The sequence below is a fragment of the Bacillus sp. N6 genome (genome assembly GCF_052805735.1).
Window position 1 is genome coordinate 2,287,037 of record NZ_CM127843.1, and the last position, 15,259, is coordinate 2,302,295.

Here is a 15,259-nt window from a genome sequence, read left to right on the forward strand (position 1 = left end):
TTATAGGTATTTCATTTCTATATTATTAATGCAACTTATTTTGGAAACAGTAAATAGCTATCATGACTATAGGGTATTAATTTTTAACCTAAATTTTAATAAAACCTTTATTAAAGATAAAGAGCGCTTTTAAAGGCGCTCTGAGACAAGTTTCATGTTGAAAAAGGGAATTGAGGATATTATGTGCATACTGTTTTAGAATGTTGTAAATTTTTAATTAAAAATAAAAAAATCTTATAAAAATTTAAAATCTGTATTATTAGATAGTTACCATACAATAAAATATGCTTGTTTGATATAAATGTGTGTCAAATTTACCAAAATATATTTTGGCATGCATAAGAAAATTAAAATACTTTTTTAGCAAATAATAGCGGCTTCAGTGACAGATGGTAGAAATAATTTACGTGGTATTGTAATATATAGCCTTTAAATCCTTGATATATAAAGGGTTTGAAGACTATGAATATATGGATTGCAAACATTTTGCAAACATTGTCATCCGAAAATGTTTTTTGCAAAGTTTTTAACAGCATCCTCTTGCATATTCGGAAGAACATGAGAATATATACTTAATGTCATAGATATATTTGAATGTCCTAATCTTTCGCTAACGATTTTCGGGTTTACACCTTGCTTTAATAATAGAGTTGCGTGTGTATGCCTTAAATCATGGAATTTTATTTTTGGCACGTTAGCTTTTTGAATTATTTTATAGTAACTTTTTCGGAAATAGTCTCTGTATACAAAATTCCCACTCATTGTACAAACAATCAGATTAGAATCGCTGTATGCATTTCCAAATCTCAATTTTTCTTTTTTTATAAATAGGTGGTGTTCTTTTAAGGCATTTATAGTTTCTATCGGTATAGGTAAAGTACGTTTAGAAGAATTTGATTTAGCGCTTTGTTTAATTTTATTATCATGACCTAATGTTTGATTAATTGTAACTGTGTGTTTATCGAAATCAACATCTTGCCAACGTAGCCCTAAAACTTCACCTAGCCTCATTCCTGTTGTTATTGCCAGAATAAAGCCAGTATGATATCGTGAGTTTTGTGAATGTAACAAAAAAGTTTTTACTTCTTCCTCTGTCCAAGTTTGGATAGAGGTGCTTTCTTTTTTTGGTTTCGCTGCAAATCTAGCAGGATTTGTGATGATTAAATTTTGTGCAACAGCTTGATTTAATGCAGTGTTTAAAATCCTATGAATCAATATGATTCTACTGTTAGATAATTTTTCAGTTAAATTTCTATAAAATTGTTGAATCTGTATCACATTTAGTTTATTAAGGTTGTTTTTTCCAAGCGCAGGAATAAGATGCTTTAAAACAATACATTCGTAACCACCATACGTACTTTTGTCGACTTCCATTTCTTTTACTTTTAACCACTCTAACAAATAATCCTTTAGAGTAATTTTAGACGGTTCGATAAAAGTCCCTTCATTTAACTCCGTAATCTTTTTCGCTACATCTTTTTCAGCTTCTTTTTTTGTCTTATATCCAGAGAACCACTTTTGTCTTCTTTTTCCTGTCTCCGGATCAGCCCCGATATCAATAACGATGCAATATCTATTTCCTCTTTTTCGAATATGTCCTTTCACTTAAAACACTCCTTCATTTTGTTTTGAATCATGTTGTGTAAGTCTAGTTGTAATTTTGCTGCTATGAAAATTACATAGTTGGACATATCAGCGATGGATATATCTTACCATATATGAGCAAATTCAGTTATAGGATATGATTGTCAGTCGATGTTAAATAATAGTAAAATATTAATAGAATTAGATAAAGGGGGAAGTAAGACTATGAGAAAATTTACAACTGATCCAGGCGGACATAAAGTAATTGATCCTGGTGTAGGATGGCATAATGAACCGGGTGGTGGTGGTTGGAAACACAATCAAGAACCTGGTACAGGGTGGAAAATGATTTCTGATCCAGGTGGAGGTGGATGGGATATAAGTTTAGATCCAGGAACGGGTGTGTAATACATAGGAGCCTAACGGCTCTTTTTTTATTGCAGAAAAAAAGAGAGCATACGCTCTCTTGCTCAAATTGTAAAAAGAAGAAAATTTTACAATTTGAAAATGGAAATGATTTCTTCTACAATCAAATCATAACAATTCGTCAGTCTCCGCTAAGACTTTAGAATAAAACGCGAGTTGTTTGCAAAAACGCTCTCGTTTAGGTTCTTCTAACGCCGCATACGTTTGTTGAACTTCTTCGAGAGTGTTACGTAACAATACGTCATTTGTATCGCTATAACCATTACAAAGTAGGTCTAACGAAACATTGAAAAACGAACTGATTTGAAGAAGAGTTTCCATACTCGGTTCAAACATTGCATTCTCGTAATTATTTATCTGATTTCGACTGAGGTTTAGTTGTTCACCGAGTTGTTCTTGTGTTAAATCTTTAGACTTTCTAAGCTTTTTTAAATTTTGACCAAACAATTCTAACGCCTTCATAATTCGAGTATAGTCTTTAAGTATTAAACATACTATAATTGATTGTAAAACAATCATTATTAGTATTGTGATTAGTTTTCAAAAAATAAATAACCAAAAACAAGAACTTATGTTCTGTTTTTGGTCGATTAGTGGTAATATATGCATATGGGACTTTAAAACACGAAATGCAAAATTGCATATTTTATTTCATTGAATACGAAGAACGTTGATATATAGCGTTTTTTGAACTTTCTCAATAATTGTCAGATTACTGAATGACCGAATTTTGGGAAATTTGTGTTATTATGAAAATAAATAAAATAGATGGACGTGAAAAAAGACCCACGGTGTAAGTAGTGTTACCAGCACTCTTACACTGCCCCCTAACCTGACTAGGGAACATTGTCGCGGATCTTATACATAACTATTATAACACAACTTAGAGTGGAAGTGACACGTTCTCCTTTATATGTAAGAAAATGGGGTAACGTGTCTTTTTGTCCAAAGGAGGACAAAATGGAAATATTATTGAAGAAGATGCACGAAGACTTAAAGTCTAATGGTTACACGAATCGCAAATTAGCAACTTTATTTAATGTTAGCCATACTACAGTTAATAGTTATTTTTCTCAAAGTACTAAGTTTGATTTTATGCATTATGTCGAAACATTAAGATTGTATGAACCAAATAATCTTAATTTTAGAAGAGAATCGCTAATGAAGTCTTTTGCATATATGTCCCCTAACAACGAAAGATTAGGACTTGAAGTATTAAATATGTATGGTGAATTTGAATTGCAAAAGATTTTAATTTCTAAAATTTTTAATAATAATGATACAAACAAAAATGCAAGATTGAACAAAAAGATGGCGGAAATATACCAATTACTATCAATGCGCAACGAAGGATTTATAAACAAACATGAGTTTTTTCGAGCGGTTGATGAATTTAGAAAGTCAAAGAAAATATCTACTAATGAATTGAAGATAATTTCTGACTTCGCGTTAATATATTCACATCTAAATTTTAACGATCATAAAATGGTTATGAAATATACGAAACAATTGATTCCGTATATTGAAGATATAAAAAAAGGAACTTTGAAAACCTCTTTCACACTAAGAGCGAAAGAGATGTTAGCTACAAGTAGTCATCATGCAAATGATTTAGAACATGCTAGAAAATATTGTTTTGAAATCATAAATGAACCTTTAAATAAATACGAATGCATGAAGGCGCTATCTTATTGTATTTTAGGAGAAACTTATATATTTGAAGATTATAGTATAGCCAAGTACTATTTTGAACAAGGAATATTAACATTAGAAAATCCTTCAAATCGAAAATGTATAGTTAGAAAAAAAGCTATAGAGAACACACTTAATTTCTTGAAAATTTATTGGAGAAAGGGATTAGAAAATATAACTCCTACCGATATAGCCGAGGAAGCATTTTTATATGCTGTAACAGATCGTAAAGAACAAGCTTTATTTTTGCTAGATAAGTTAGAAAAAGAAAATAACAAGTTAAGTCCAATTCAAAAATACTATAAAGGATTAGCAACGGGAGATCAAAAGTTTTTTGAAGAATCAATTGCAGATTTTGAAAAATTAGGGGATTTTTTCTATTCTCAGCTACCAAGAGAATGCCTAAAATGATATAATGAAAATATAAAAGGGAGTGATTTAATTTGAAGCTAAAAGCTATCAAAATAGTAATAGCAGCAGCAATTATTGCCTGTGTAGGTTTTACACCAATACATAATGATAAAGAATCCAACCAACAATCTCAAACTCCAATTGAATATAGAATGATGGTCGACCCTGGAGCAGGAGGCGGCTGAAAATAAAGAATGACGCTATCATAAAGATAGCGTCATTCGTGCTTTATAAGGGTTGGAAAGTAAATGACCAAATGGTCAAAAACTTTCCAGTGTGTGTATAACTAAAAGAGGATGTAGGGGGAAAGATAAATGGAAGATATGATCAATCAAGTTTTATTGATGGAAAAAACAGAGGGGATATGTGCAGATAATTTACGTGATTTATTAAAAGAACTTTCTGAACAAGATAAAGAGCAAAACAAAACTCCGTAGACAATTAGAAGTCTTACGGAGTTTTGTTTTTTGATATAAAGCTTTGTATTGTTGATTTAAATAACTCTTTGTTTTCCTCTGAAAGTTGGTTAATCAGTTTCATCCATTCGTTAGTTTCTTTACCGATTTCCTCGGATTCTTTAACTGTTAACTTCTCATGAATTGCTCTTCCCAATAAATAATCGACAGAAACCTCATATATGTCTGCTAATTTAGTTAGTGTCTCATAGTCAGGTTTACGTCTTCCTGATTCGTAGCTAGATAAAGTTGCTTTATTTACGTCTAATTTTTCAGAGATGAAAGTTTGTGTGTAACCGTTTTTTTCGCGACACGCTTTCAATCTTTCATTTAAGTTCATAATTTTATTATTCCCCTTTATAAATAAGATCCGATTGTGTAATACATAATGTTTTGCATTGCAAAGTATTATTCTCTACTTACAGTATATATACTTTTTGACAACATTTCACTATCTGTAAAAATATTTTTTACGAAATGACAAAAAGGGGTTTACATTTACGAAATGACAACATATAATGAAATCAAGAAGTTGTCATAACGACAACAACGGGAGGTGAGGCGGATATGACATTCGGAAATAGAGTTCGAGATATTCGCAAACAAAAGAATATAACACAAGAAAAACTAGCCAAAGAGCTTGATTTCAAGCATGCTTCAGCGATTTCTTTCATAGAAAATGGCAAAAGGAGATTGGATGCTGAAAAGATACCTACTTTAGCGAATGCGCTTGGAGTATCGATAGATGAGCTTTTTTTTGAGCAAAATGTTGTCGTTTTGACAACTGGAGAAGAGCAGGCAGAATGAGACGATATCATACATAAATGCATGGCCACCAAGGTTAGTATGATTAGCTATCTTTAATACAATTTGGGAAGGAGCAAAACGATATGGGATTAGATCAAATTATTAAAGAATCAATCCGCGAAGTTGTTCGAGAGGAGATTCAAGCAGCATTAGCTGCATTTCAACAACAAGCACAACCAAATAAAGTAATGAGAGTGAAAGAAGTGGCAGCTTATCTAAACATAGCAGTTTGTCGAGTGTATGAATTAGCAAACCACCCACAGTTTCCAGTGATTAGAGATGGGCGTAAACTACTTTTCCTACAAAAGGATTTAGAAGCTTGGCTTGAAACACAAAAGGAGGTGATTTAGTGGAAGATACAACATCATTAGTCATATTTGAAATGTTAATCGCATGCGGTTCATGGTTACTTTACATCACTTATGAGCCAATAAAACAATGGGCTTGGAGTGACGTAGAACAAAATAAAAAGACCCATGGCAGTGGGTCCTTTAAGAAAAAACACTTGTTATAAGTATATCACGGAAAGTAGGGAAATAGTACATGCGTTTAACTGAATATCAAGTGCTATTACCTAATAAATTCTGGAACTTAGCAGAGAGCAAGGACGAATTAAAGGAAATGATTGAACAGTATTTCAAATTTGGTTATCCGCATTATGAAATTCAACGAATAATCAAAAGTGGACAAGCATATGTGGCAGTTTGTATTAGGGGGTAAATATTTATGGCAAACGTAGTAACTGAAATTGGTGGATTAAATTTCAAAGGTAATGTAGTGGATCATGAATGGTTTAATTACATCACTTTTAGTAATGGTAAGCCTCACATTGTAGCAATTATGGTATTGAGTGAAATCGTCTATTGGTATCGTCCTACAGTTATTCGAGATGAATATACTGGCAAGGTTACTTATAAGAAAAAATTCAAATCAGATAAGTTACAAAAGAGCTATCAGCAATTAGCAGAAACATTTGGATTTTCAAAACTACAAGTTAAACGAGCTTGTGACTTATTAGTGGATATGAACTTAATCGTAATCGAATTTAGAACAATTATTGTAAATGAAATCACTTTAAATAATGTGATGTTCGTTGAGCCTAAAGTAAGTGAAATAAAAAGCATATCAAGTATGTATCAACAAGTCGAAGAAGACCCTGTTGACTTTGAAGTAAAGAGGGTAGTTACTTCAAAATCAGGTACCTCTTCACATGAAAGTAATGAAGCTCCTGACTTTAAAGTAAAGACAAATACAGAGATTACTACAAAGAGTACTACAGAGAATGTAAGTAGTAGTAATATCTTCTCTTTCTACGAAAATAACTTCGGTATTTTAAATTCATTCATAGCCGAAAGTATTTCGCAATGGGTAAACGATACGAGCGAAGAACTTGTACAGGCGGCTATGGAGCGTGCTTTGAAACAGCAGAAGAAATGGAATTATGCTGAAGGGATTTTAAAACAGTGGGTTAACAAAAACATTCGTACTTTAGCTGATGTTAATGCAGCAGAAATAGAGTTTAAGAACAAAGGTAAAAAAGGAGCGAATAGAAATGGCAACACCAATGAAAAAACTGGCGGAATCCCTGGAATCGAAGGTGAATTACCATTCTGATCAATGTATGAATCACTCCTATGTAATAGGTGGACAAACAATCATTAAGCCAATTCAAATGATTATTTATCAAGGAAAACCTGTTTGCCCAAGATGTGTAGTTGAGCAAAACGATAAGGTTTTGGAAGAACAAGCTAACGCTCATTATAAGAAGATTAGCCGTTTACAGAAATTCAACATGCTGGAAAAGGCTAGTGTTATTACAAATAAGAAAATTCCTCTTTCAAGATTATCGGATTACAGAACCGGATGTGATGAAACGATTAGTCACAAGAAAGCTGTAGAAGAAACCTTGGAGGATTTAAAGAACGGAGAAATTAGAAAAGTTGTATTTACAGGAAATCAAGGGACGGCAAAAAGTTTCCTAGCATACAGCATGCTCCATGAATTAAATCGATATTTTTGGGATATCAGTCAAAAAGAAGAAAATTATCATCTTATGAAAAGTTGCTTGTACGTTGAATTAGAAGCAATAACAAGAATGATTATGGATTCTTTTGATGATAAGAGCAGTAAATATACACTTCAATATTTCGTTCAATTAATTGGACAAGCTGATTTCGTAGTTTTAGATGATCTTGGGGCAGAAAGCGGTTCAACGGATTCGAATAGACAGGCATCTGATTTCATTCAACGTCTTTTATATGCAGTATCAAACGCTAGACAAGGAATGAATACATTTACCACTACAAACTTTACTGGGAAACAACTTTTTAATAAATATGATGCTAAAACAGTTAGCCGTTTATTAGGTGATTCAAAGGTTTTGAAATTCACAACAGCTGATCAAAGGCTTGCAAATTTAGGTTTCTAATAAGGAGGAATAAGCATGTGTGCATTATGCCGTAATACAGGAATTATTCGTAAAGAAACTTATCCGGGTGTAATTGAAACGAACGGTTGTAATTGTGAAGTAGCAAAGCAACAGCAAGAAGAAAACGATAAGCGTTGGCAAGCATGGTTAATAAAATTCGAATCAATGAAACAAGAGTTGCAACGGAATCAACAACAAAAAGTAAGTTAACAAGGGGGAGCAAGGAATGAAAAACACAGGTGTTGCAAGAAAAGTGGACGAGCTAGGGCGTGTGGTAATTCCAGTAGAGTTACGCAGAACTTTAGGAATTGCTGAAGGTACAGCATTAGGTTTTCATGTTGAAGGGGAAAACATTGTTTTAAGAAAACACCAAAAGTCATGCTTTGTAACGGGCGAAGTTTCTGAATCAAACATTGAATTGCTGGATGGAAGAATGTTTATAAGTAAAGAAGGAGCAACTGAATTACTGGACATTCTTGAAAAGAGTGGAATGGTACATGGCTAAACAACTAAATATTTTTGATCTAGAGCCAGCAATTTGCGAATTCGATGTAATGAAAGCCACTGTTAAGAAAGGAACTGGACGCGTTTCATATGCAGATGTACGTGTCCAAATTCCAAGAAATGCAAAGTGTACGGATGAATTACCACGCACAACTAAACAAGATGATCGCTATGACATCTTTGAACAATATGTAATGGCAATATGGAGATTTCAAAGAGCTGTAGATAAGTTTTTCAATTGGGATACAGCTGAAGAATTGTGTAAGGCAGCAAGGGATAAAAAAGAAACAATTCCGGTACGGATTTACTTAGGAAGTGGATTTAAACCTGATGTTGTCGAGTACATGCGGTAGTAAAAGGGAGAGGGACATATGAAAAAAATAGAAATTGATGTTAGCAGCAATAAACTTTTAATAGTGAAAGACGGAAATGTTACAGCAGTCAATCCACCAATGAGCGGATTCGGTGAGCAAGTTGCGGTTTGGGTAAACGGTAAAGTTGATCGTGTGGATACTAAGTTTACTGAAAAGATAAAATAATCATTTTTAGAAAGTAGGTTCGCTTATGAGTGTAGCAAGAAATCATGAAGCGATGAAGGAATCACGTTTAAAAATATACATCGCTTTAGAAGAAGCTAACTTCATTTGGGATGAAAGAGATGTAGTACGGTTTCGTGAAATGTGGAGTCAAGGTATGAGCTTACCGAAGATGGCAAAAGCGTTAAGGAGACACCAAGCGGAAGTTGCGCTTCTTGTAATAGATCAAGCGGATAAGTATTTAATTGAAAATCGTCCGATAGGATTAGGAATTTGCTAAATAGGAAGGGGAAATCAAAATGAAAGCAATGAAAAACGGTGTTTTGGAAGTAACTAAATTAATCAGTAAATCAAACGAAGGACAAGCCTTAATGAACAACAATCAAACTTGTGAATTAGATCAATATCAAGAAGCGGCATTATGTACATGGAATACAAATCAGGATTTTGGTGGACGTGTTTTAAATGCAGCATTAGGACTTTCAGGGGAATCTGGTGAGGTTGCTGATATTGTAAAAAAAGCTATTTTCCATGGCCATGGATTTGATCCGGCTCATTGTTTAGGAGAGGAGAACGGGAATACCCATAAATTAGCTTTAGAGTTGGGGGACATCTTGTACTATCTCTCCATTATGGCCCACGAAATGGGGTATACCTTAGAAGATATTGCTCAAATGAATATTGCAAAATTAGCTAAAAGGTATCCGGATGGTTTTAGTCGAGAAGCAAGTCAAGCACGTGTAGATGTGAAGTAAGACCAAATATAAATTTCTAAATAAAGGATGATGAGAAATGGAAAAAAAGAAAATGATTGAAGTATTTCGAGCGAAAACATTAGATGGTCAAGTTCCACAAATGAACGATTACTATCGAAACGTATATTCCAATGTTCAATATAAAAATGAGCCTGAAGGATCTGTATCTGTACTTGTACCAGAAGATGAGGTACAGGCAAGAAATGAATTTAATAATAAATGCATTGATTTATTAAAGGGATTAGAAAAAGAAAATAGCGTACTAGCTCATAAGCTAGCACGCTGGCACAATATTAGACTACGCTGATAGATTTAACAGCTGATGTAAGGTATAAAGTTGCATCACTGCCATCACCAATTGAAAACATATCATGAGAAAGAAGGAATCCGCCAATTCCTAATCTTTCGTCTGAGGTAGAAATCGCAGAGCCTTCTTTTTCGAAATCACCTTGCAAATTACCTATGTACATTTGCTGAAGATAAAATAATCGTTCATAGGGTTTATCAGTACGTGGAGCATTATTGAGTCCAATTAAGATAGTATCTTTATGGATTTCAATTTTTTCACCATCAAGCATGTTGATAATTATCATATATTCCACCTCCTTCCAATAATAGATTTTACAGCAATATTGGAAGGGGGGCATTAAAAAAACAATAAAATTTGAATTTTGTATAAAAATTAAAGAAGCCTATACCTCAATATAGTATAGGCCGTGGGACTAAAATTAATCTGTTATCAATTTCGAATAGATATTTAAATCGATAAGCTTCCCAGCTGATATTTCGCTTTTTCTTAGAGTTCCTTCAAAAGTGAATTGTAATTTTTGTAATACTTTTATGGAGTTCAGATTTTCAGGTTCAACTTTTGCTTCGACACGATTTAGTTTCAAATGTGTAAAAGCGTAATCTAATAGAGCAGAACTCGCTTCAGGGGCATAACCTTTGCCCCAAAATGCTTTCGAAACATCATAGCCAATCTCAGTCTTTAAATTTTCGAAATCTAAGGAATTATAACCACATGAACCGATGATTTGATTAGACTCTTTCTCAATAATAGTAAAACGCATAGCTTTATTATTTTGAGTTAGTTCATTGAGAAAATGAATCATATCTTTCGCTTGGTTTTCATCAGTGAAATTACTTATATTCATGAATTTTGTAACGTCAGGATCAGACCATATTCTAAATAAGCTTAATGAATCTGATTCTTTCATTTGTCTTAAATGCAATCTTTGTGTGTGTAGTTCTGTAATCAATACTTTTACCTCCATTATGTTGTTGTGATAGGTAGATTAAAAATATTGATATCTGCGCATAATTCAGTCCCTTCTGGATTAGTTAACTCTTATTATACAAAAAATTACTAAATTGAACAAAAGCGTTATTTTAGTTGGGTATTATGAGGTTTCATTTGAAAGGAACATCCCAATGATAATAAAGAGCACTATAAATCAGTGCTCTTTTTATCAGAAATTGCTAAGTCCTTAAAAATAAAACCATTACGGACAATTTACAATGGTGATAGTGACGTTAGCCATTGTTCCAGGAGAATCAAGAAGTGAAGCGGTAACGGTTACTGTTCCAGGCCCATCAGCTGCTAGAAATACAGCGGTAAAGTTACCAGAAGCATTGGTAATGACAGCAAGAGGAACCATAAAAGCAAGAGAAGGGTTACTAAATGAAAAACTGACTACTACTCCTGGAGTAGGATTACCGTTTACTAATACTTGACCCGAAAAAAATAAAGTATTATTTCCTTGAGTAGATACACATGCTGTGGTGTCGTTAGAAGTCAAGGTAATAGATGCAGGTCCAGCAGGAAGATTAAATCCAGTCGGTCCAGTAGGCCCGGTGTTACCAGTAGGCCCGGTGTTACCAGTAGGTCCGGTGTTACCAGTAGGCCCGGTGTTACCAGTAGGCCCAGTGTCACCAGTAGGCCCGGTGTCACCAGTCGGTCCAGTGAATCCAGTACTTCCAGTCAGTCCGGTATTACCAGTGGGTCCAGTCAATCCAGTACTTCCAGTAGGCCCAGTGTTACCGGTAGGTCCAGTAGCACCCGTTGAACCAGTGGGACCAGTAGGAAATTGAAAAGGTGGAACAGGTGGGAGTGTAGGTCCTATTGAACCCGGATTTAGTGCAGCGGAGGGTAAAAACTCGTCCAATATAATTCACCTCAAAAAAATCGTTTTACTAATAGTAAATGCAATGATATAGAAAAGTGAAATAGACAAGCGGTTAAATTTATGAAATTTAACAAAATAGTTATTTTAATCAAAAATAGCACCATGTGCCCTAATGGTGCTATTGGACCAAGAACTATATTTTTAATTTTTTAAAGTCCATTTAAGATATGAATTTTTTAATAAAAAGTGAATCAATTTTATCGAAATTCTTGTTTGATATCAAAAATGTATGTCATTTATCCAATAAAGATATTCGTTATCTCTTTATTATCATCATAGTCACCTGAAATATGTGCACCTATAAATGGAGTGCCATGCACCTTATTTTTAGAAATTACAAAGTTAAATTTAGAATGATTATCTAATGTACAAGTTATATGATAATCATCATCAATTTCGTAAATGTCTAAAAGCGTAGCTGCAAAGAACATGTTTAACATCCCTTTCCATATTCTGAATATAGAAATACCTTATTCTTTATGTAAGGTAATGGCTTGTGCTAATAACGCAGTTTTATACAAAATCCTTATTTTATAAAAAACGAAAAAGAGCACGCATATAAGTATGCTCTTTGACAAGAAAGGGTGATTCCTATGAGTGGATGCCTCCATACAATAACATATGCTTGTCCGATTAAAAGGTGAATGATTTATTTTGTCTTATTAAAATTGGATAGAAAAAAGAGCACATTCGAACAGTGCTCTTTCTCGGAGCATTATTTATTTATGAAGGTGAACTGCCCTCTCAAAATAATATATGCAATTTTGAATAAAGTAGTGTTTGTACAAAAAAGGACCAGATAAATTTAATGGGAAAAGTGATAAAAAAATCGTTATTTAATCAAAAGAAAAAAGAGCACATGTTGATATGTGCTCTAAGATAATCATTTTAATATCTATTCAATTGTTTCTTTTGTATCAAGTGTATCAAATTTATCAATCAGCTTAAATATTACTTCTAAAAGAATTGTAGATAAAATTGCAAAGGCTAATACAGCATGTGGTGATAATTGCACTGCTGTGAAATTAAGTTTTGCTAGCCAAAAATATCCGACATACATTGACAGGAATGTACTAACAATTGAAATTGTAAATCCTAAGAAACCTAATTCTTTTAGCTTTTCTTCAGATAGTTTAAATACGCGTAATAAGAAAGAGAAGATGATTCCAACTATGAAAAATCCAATACATAAAGTCAATAGTGACATTATACTTGGGTATTCAACTTCATCAGGCATCCATTGTTTCATTCCTACAATTATGGCTGTAGGTAGTACGATAGGCATTAATAGTGGTGATACTATTAGGAAAATTGCCAATACTCTATTGATGTTGTTTGTTTCATTGTTGTTTTGATTATTCATAAAGCCTCCAAAAATAATTTTAAAATGATTTCCTAGTGGATTCTAGCACAAAAGTGTTAGCAAAGCCACAGTTAAAAAAGTGGATTTAAACAAAAACGCTATTTTGTTAGAAAAGGAGAATGAAAATGGAAGAAAAATTAGTTTATGAAAATACGTATGGTGATCATTTGGATGTAGGAGGTGCAATAGAACACTTCTATGATAGTTTTCCTAGTAAGTGGGGACAAATGGTAGATGATTATGATGAGAAAACTAGTCATCTTGATAATTCACATGAGTGCATTGTAGTTATGGAAAATGGAATGAAATTAAGAATAGAGATTTTCCTGGATGATGATGCAGAAGACACTGAGGATGAGGCGTGGATTTGTAAGGCGTATCAAATATTTTAATAAAAACTTCATTTTAATAACTAAGGAGGATGAATGATGGTTGTAGAAGCAAAAGTAACATTTGAATTAGATGAAGAACAAAAATTACAGTTTCAAAATGTAAGAGAAAATGAAGGGGAACAAGAAGCATTTTACTTTCTAGAAGAATTGATAATGAAAGGAATTGATTTGGCTGAATTTGTAGAGATGGAGTACAAGGATAAAAAATAACATTTCAGTCAAATCGAAAGGGGAAACTGTAATGGAAGTAGTGGAGATCGAAGGCCAGTTATCAATATTTGATATGGATGAAACAAAAAATAAACTATACGAAGTCTTGGGAACTAACGGCTATCATTGCGAGGTTAGGAGTTATTACCTACACAACGATTACTTGGGTGAGCTTAAATACTTTTACGTTAGAACGACTGATGACATGATCATCGACATGTGTTTAAGTGAGTTTACTGAAGTGTTTACGGTGTATAAGGGATTCAGTGAAATTGATATCAAGAAGATATACAGAGGCAGATTACAAGAAAAATTTCATTTTGTAGAAAAACGCCAAAATAAAACGAGCACTTATAATAGAGCACTCGCTTAAAAAATATTCTGTGTATTGGGGTTATGTTTGTAAGTTATGAACCAATGAATGCCTGAAAAAAGGTTCAAGATAGTTTATTCATATTAAAGTAAATGGGTACCTGTACTGCAAAAAAGCAGCTAGCAAAAGCTAACTGCTCGGTTCTCCAAGGGGAAACAAGGAGAAAGTAACTTAATGGGTTGTTTGTAGTATTGACGGAATATTGAGTTTTATTCAGGGGGGTTACTAATTAAGTAGGTTACATGAGAAGTCCTATTAACATCCAGGCTGCCCCGATTAGAACTAAAGTTTCAAATGTAATCCAAAATTTTCTTTTTTCTGGTTTTTGAAATTCTTTAATTACAGAGAATAAAGCACTGATTCCTACAAGAGTGAAAAGAGCAATTCGGATTGTTTCAGTCATTTGCATCACCACCTAATATTTTAATAATTTAATTATATACTAATTACCATTTTATAGAAACTTAACGAAATAATCCTTTTGTAAAAAATATATAATTAAAAAACCCTCCAAATTTGGAAGGCTAGAATTTTTTATATTAGTTATTTATATAACTATCTCTAATTTGATATTTCATGGAATAGAATTTGAAATTTTTTCGGTAATTAGCGTATGGATTTATTATTTTAGATTTAATAGCTACCTTGAATGTAACAATAACTTCCTTGGTAGTAGGTGAAGGTGTGAATGCTACATCTAATCGAGTAAAACTATTAGATTTAAATACCCCGTAATTTGAGGGAGGTGCATTTAAATTGGCTACACCTTCCGATGTTTCGTATTTATAGTAAGACATGTCTTCATCGTACATTTTTAGACTTAATTGATTATAAATACCGATACTGTTACCAGGATTATGCGTATCAATAACGACTAAATCGAAGTAGGCAATATCTGATGGAGAGGGATTCACTATCTTTAAAAAACAGATATAAATGTCATCTTTATTTTCAATAGTGAAATTCCGGGTGCTAATTGATTCAATTTTCATTAATTGCTCCTCGAAGGTAACATCTAAGGATTTTTTATTTGCACGATATGTAATGAGTGAAATAATAAATGATGCCAATGAAATAACAATAGGTAAACCATATCTAAGTATAGAGGACCAATTTTCTATAAAAAAGTTATACATT

At 33.0% G+C, this 15,259-nt stretch carries 30 protein-coding genes and 2 pseudogenes; 22 read left to right on the top strand and 10 right to left on the bottom strand.

Features of this window, described 5'->3' with window-relative positions:
• Positions 1-498: 498 nt before the first annotated feature.
• On the bottom strand, positions 499-1,605 hold the full coding sequence (locus ACUXVC_RS11725; RefSeq protein ID WP_446026060.1) for a site-specific integrase: 1,107 nt from the start codon (positions 1,603-1,605) through the stop codon (positions 499-501).
• Between the two features lie 204 nt (positions 1,606-1,809).
• On the opposite strand from ACUXVC_RS11725, the gene ACUXVC_RS11730 reads away from it, so the two are divergent.
• Positions 1,810-1,992, top strand: coding sequence for a hypothetical protein (locus tag ACUXVC_RS11730; RefSeq protein ID WP_446026061.1), 183 nt, complete (start codon positions 1,810-1,812; stop codon positions 1,990-1,992).
• 126 nt (positions 1,993-2,118) lie between these two features.
• On the opposite strand, the gene ACUXVC_RS11735 is transcribed toward ACUXVC_RS11730, so the two are convergent.
• Positions 2,119-2,472: a helix-turn-helix domain-containing protein gene (locus ACUXVC_RS11735; RefSeq protein ID WP_048558286.1), complete on the bottom strand. Its 354-nt coding sequence runs from the start codon at positions 2,470-2,472 to the stop codon at positions 2,119-2,121.
• 498 nt (positions 2,473-2,970) lie between these two features.
• Here ACUXVC_RS11735 and ACUXVC_RS11740 point away from each other — a divergent pair, with 498 nt between their 5' ends.
• The 3 genes from ACUXVC_RS11740 (at position 2,971) to ACUXVC_RS11750 (ending at position 4,550) form a co-directional block, all read left to right on the top strand.
• Positions 2,971-4,113: an AimR family lysis-lysogeny pheromone receptor gene (locus ACUXVC_RS11740; protein ID WP_446026062.1), complete on the top strand. Its 1,143-nt coding sequence runs from the start codon at positions 2,971-2,973 to the stop codon at positions 4,111-4,113.
• A gap of 32 nt (positions 4,114-4,145) precedes the next feature.
• On the top strand, positions 4,146-4,298 hold the full coding sequence (locus tag ACUXVC_RS11745; RefSeq protein WP_173602714.1) for a hypothetical protein: 153 nt from the start codon (positions 4,146-4,148) through the stop codon (positions 4,296-4,298).
• A 129-nt stretch (positions 4,299-4,427) separates the two neighbouring features.
• Entirely contained in the window at positions 4,428-4,550 is a 123-nt protein-coding gene (locus ACUXVC_RS11750; RefSeq protein ID WP_255295443.1) for a hypothetical protein, read from the top strand.
• 13 nt (positions 4,551-4,563) lie between these two features.
• On the opposite strand, the gene ACUXVC_RS11755 is transcribed toward ACUXVC_RS11750, so the two are convergent.
• Complete coding sequence (locus tag ACUXVC_RS11755; protein ID WP_048558219.1) at positions 4,564-4,908, bottom strand: helix-turn-helix domain-containing protein; 345 nt, start codon at positions 4,906-4,908, stop codon at positions 4,564-4,566.
• A gap of 227 nt (positions 4,909-5,135) precedes the next feature.
• Between ACUXVC_RS11755 and ACUXVC_RS11760 the strand changes: the two genes are divergently transcribed.
• The 13 genes from ACUXVC_RS11760 to ACUXVC_RS11820 all read left to right on the top strand — a co-directional run bounded on the left by ACUXVC_RS11760 (position 5,136) and on the right by ACUXVC_RS11820 (position 9,905).
• Positions 5,136-5,375, top strand: a complete 240-nt coding sequence (locus ACUXVC_RS11760; protein ID WP_446026063.1) for a helix-turn-helix domain-containing protein — start codon at positions 5,136-5,138, stop codon at positions 5,373-5,375.
• Positions 5,376-5,458: 83 nt separating this feature from the next.
• Positions 5,459-5,725 carry a helix-turn-helix domain-containing protein gene (locus ACUXVC_RS11765; protein WP_446026064.1) on the top strand — a complete coding sequence of 89 codons (267 nt, stop codon included), beginning with the start codon at positions 5,459-5,461 and terminating at the stop codon, positions 5,723-5,725.
• On the top strand, positions 5,725-5,889 hold the full coding sequence (locus ACUXVC_RS11770) for a hypothetical protein (RefSeq protein WP_446026065.1): 165 nt from the start codon (positions 5,725-5,727) through the stop codon (positions 5,887-5,889). The genes ACUXVC_RS11765 and ACUXVC_RS11770 overlap by 1 nt, the downstream gene beginning before the upstream one ends.
• A 29-nt stretch (positions 5,890-5,918) precedes the next feature.
• A complete protein-coding gene (locus ACUXVC_RS11775; RefSeq protein WP_446026066.1) occupies positions 5,919-6,095 on the top strand; it encodes a hypothetical protein in 177 nt (58 codons plus the stop codon).
• Positions 6,096-6,101: 6 nt separating this feature from the next.
• The gene (locus tag ACUXVC_RS11780) at positions 6,102-6,989 is read left to right on the top strand and encodes a DnaD domain-containing protein (protein ID WP_446026067.1); all 888 of its coding nucleotides are present in this window, start codon (positions 6,102-6,104) and stop codon (positions 6,987-6,989) included.
• Positions 6,928-7,803: an ATP-binding protein gene (locus ACUXVC_RS11785; protein ID WP_340720161.1), complete on the top strand. Its 876-nt coding sequence runs from the start codon at positions 6,928-6,930 to the stop codon at positions 7,801-7,803. The genes ACUXVC_RS11780 and ACUXVC_RS11785 overlap by 62 nt, the downstream gene beginning before the upstream one ends.
• 15 nt (positions 7,804-7,818) lie before the next feature.
• On the top strand, positions 7,819-8,013 hold the full coding sequence (locus tag ACUXVC_RS11790) for a hypothetical protein (RefSeq protein ID WP_340720160.1): 195 nt from the start codon (positions 7,819-7,821) through the stop codon (positions 8,011-8,013).
• Between the two features lie 16 nt (positions 8,014-8,029).
• Entirely contained in the window at positions 8,030-8,308 is a 279-nt protein-coding gene (locus tag ACUXVC_RS11795; RefSeq protein WP_446026068.1) for an AbrB/MazE/SpoVT family DNA-binding domain-containing protein, read from the top strand.
• Positions 8,301-8,660: a cell division protein SepF gene (locus tag ACUXVC_RS11800; RefSeq protein WP_446026069.1), complete on the top strand. Its 360-nt coding sequence runs from the start codon at positions 8,301-8,303 to the stop codon at positions 8,658-8,660. The genes ACUXVC_RS11795 and ACUXVC_RS11800 overlap by 8 nt, the downstream gene beginning before the upstream one ends.
• A gap of 18 nt (positions 8,661-8,678) precedes the next feature.
• Positions 8,679-8,846: a DUF3954 domain-containing protein gene (locus tag ACUXVC_RS11805; RefSeq protein WP_000717826.1), complete on the top strand. Its 168-nt coding sequence runs from the start codon at positions 8,679-8,681 to the stop codon at positions 8,844-8,846.
• Positions 8,847-8,871: 25 nt separating this feature from the next.
• Complete coding sequence (locus ACUXVC_RS11810; RefSeq protein WP_000109490.1) at positions 8,872-9,123, top strand: hypothetical protein; 252 nt, start codon at positions 8,872-8,874, stop codon at positions 9,121-9,123.
• A 19-nt stretch (positions 9,124-9,142) separates the two neighbouring features.
• Positions 9,143-9,598, top strand: coding sequence for a nucleoside triphosphate pyrophosphohydrolase family protein (locus ACUXVC_RS11815; protein WP_341290989.1), 456 nt, complete (start codon positions 9,143-9,145; stop codon positions 9,596-9,598).
• Between the two features lie 37 nt (positions 9,599-9,635).
• On the top strand, positions 9,636-9,905 hold the full coding sequence (locus ACUXVC_RS11820; protein WP_328039675.1) for a hypothetical protein: 270 nt from the start codon (positions 9,636-9,638) through the stop codon (positions 9,903-9,905).
• On the opposite strand, the gene ACUXVC_RS11825 is transcribed toward ACUXVC_RS11820, so the two are convergent.
• Positions 9,892-10,191, bottom strand: coding sequence for a hypothetical protein (locus ACUXVC_RS11825; RefSeq protein WP_153217940.1), 300 nt, complete (start codon positions 10,189-10,191; stop codon positions 9,892-9,894). The two genes, ACUXVC_RS11820 and ACUXVC_RS11825, sit on opposite strands and share 14 nt — an antisense overlap.
• A 135-nt stretch (positions 10,192-10,326) precedes the next feature.
• A complete protein-coding gene (locus ACUXVC_RS11830) occupies positions 10,327-10,857 on the bottom strand; it encodes a GNAT family N-acetyltransferase (RefSeq protein WP_197324387.1) in 531 nt (176 codons plus the stop codon).
• A gap of 259 nt (positions 10,858-11,116) precedes the next feature.
• Between ACUXVC_RS11830 and ACUXVC_RS11835 the strand changes: the two genes are divergently transcribed.
• Together ACUXVC_RS11835 and ACUXVC_RS11840 are read left to right on the top strand one after the other, a co-directional pair.
• On the top strand, positions 11,117-11,332 hold the full coding sequence (locus ACUXVC_RS11835) for a hypothetical protein (RefSeq protein ID WP_000237382.1): 216 nt from the start codon (positions 11,117-11,119) through the stop codon (positions 11,330-11,332).
• A 45-nt stretch (positions 11,333-11,377) separates the two neighbouring features.
• Entirely contained in the window at positions 11,378-11,689 is a 312-nt protein-coding gene (locus ACUXVC_RS11840) for a hypothetical protein (protein ID WP_446026070.1), read from the top strand.
• Between the two features lie 17 nt (positions 11,690-11,706).
• On the opposite strand, the pseudogene ACUXVC_RS11845 reads toward ACUXVC_RS11840, so the two are convergent.
• From ACUXVC_RS11845 to ACUXVC_RS11855, 3 genes and pseudogenes are all read right to left on the bottom strand, one after another.
• Positions 11,707-11,763: pseudogene (locus tag ACUXVC_RS11845) on the bottom strand (exosporium leader peptide-containing protein); the annotation flags it as partial.
• 257 nt (positions 11,764-12,020) lie between these two features.
• Positions 12,021-12,215 (bottom strand): hypothetical protein, encoded by a 195-nt coding sequence (locus ACUXVC_RS11850; protein ID WP_226368707.1) that lies wholly within the window; start codon positions 12,213-12,215, stop codon positions 12,021-12,023.
• Between the two features lie 464 nt (positions 12,216-12,679).
• Positions 12,680-13,147, bottom strand: a complete 468-nt coding sequence (locus ACUXVC_RS11855; RefSeq protein WP_446026071.1) for an epimerase — start codon at positions 13,145-13,147, stop codon at positions 12,680-12,682.
• Positions 13,148-13,272: 125 nt separating this feature from the next.
• Here ACUXVC_RS11855 and ACUXVC_RS11860 point away from each other — a divergent pair, with 125 nt between their 5' ends.
• The 3 genes and pseudogenes from ACUXVC_RS11860 to ACUXVC_RS11870 all read left to right on the top strand — a co-directional run.
• Positions 13,273-13,539 (top strand): hypothetical protein, encoded by a 267-nt coding sequence (locus ACUXVC_RS11860; RefSeq protein ID WP_446026072.1) that lies wholly within the window; start codon positions 13,273-13,275, stop codon positions 13,537-13,539.
• A gap of 36 nt (positions 13,540-13,575) precedes the next feature.
• The gene (locus tag ACUXVC_RS11865; protein WP_242292702.1) at positions 13,576-13,749 is read left to right on the top strand and encodes a hypothetical protein; all 174 of its coding nucleotides are present in this window, start codon (positions 13,576-13,578) and stop codon (positions 13,747-13,749) included.
• A 31-nt stretch (positions 13,750-13,780) separates the two neighbouring features.
• A pseudogene (locus ACUXVC_RS11870) lies at positions 13,781-14,053 on the top strand (hypothetical protein); the annotation flags it as partial.
• Positions 14,054-14,360: 307 nt separating this feature from the next.
• Here the strand turns inward: ACUXVC_RS11870 and ACUXVC_RS11875 are convergent.
• Complete coding sequence (locus tag ACUXVC_RS11875) at positions 14,361-14,525, bottom strand: hypothetical protein (protein ID WP_000140899.1); 165 nt, start codon at positions 14,523-14,525, stop codon at positions 14,361-14,363.
• 136 nt (positions 14,526-14,661) lie between these two features.
• The gene (locus ACUXVC_RS11880; RefSeq protein WP_213744877.1) at positions 14,662-15,258 is read right to left on the bottom strand and encodes a hypothetical protein; all 597 of its coding nucleotides are present in this window, start codon (positions 15,256-15,258) and stop codon (positions 14,662-14,664) included.
• Position 15,259 lies beyond the last annotated feature (1 nt).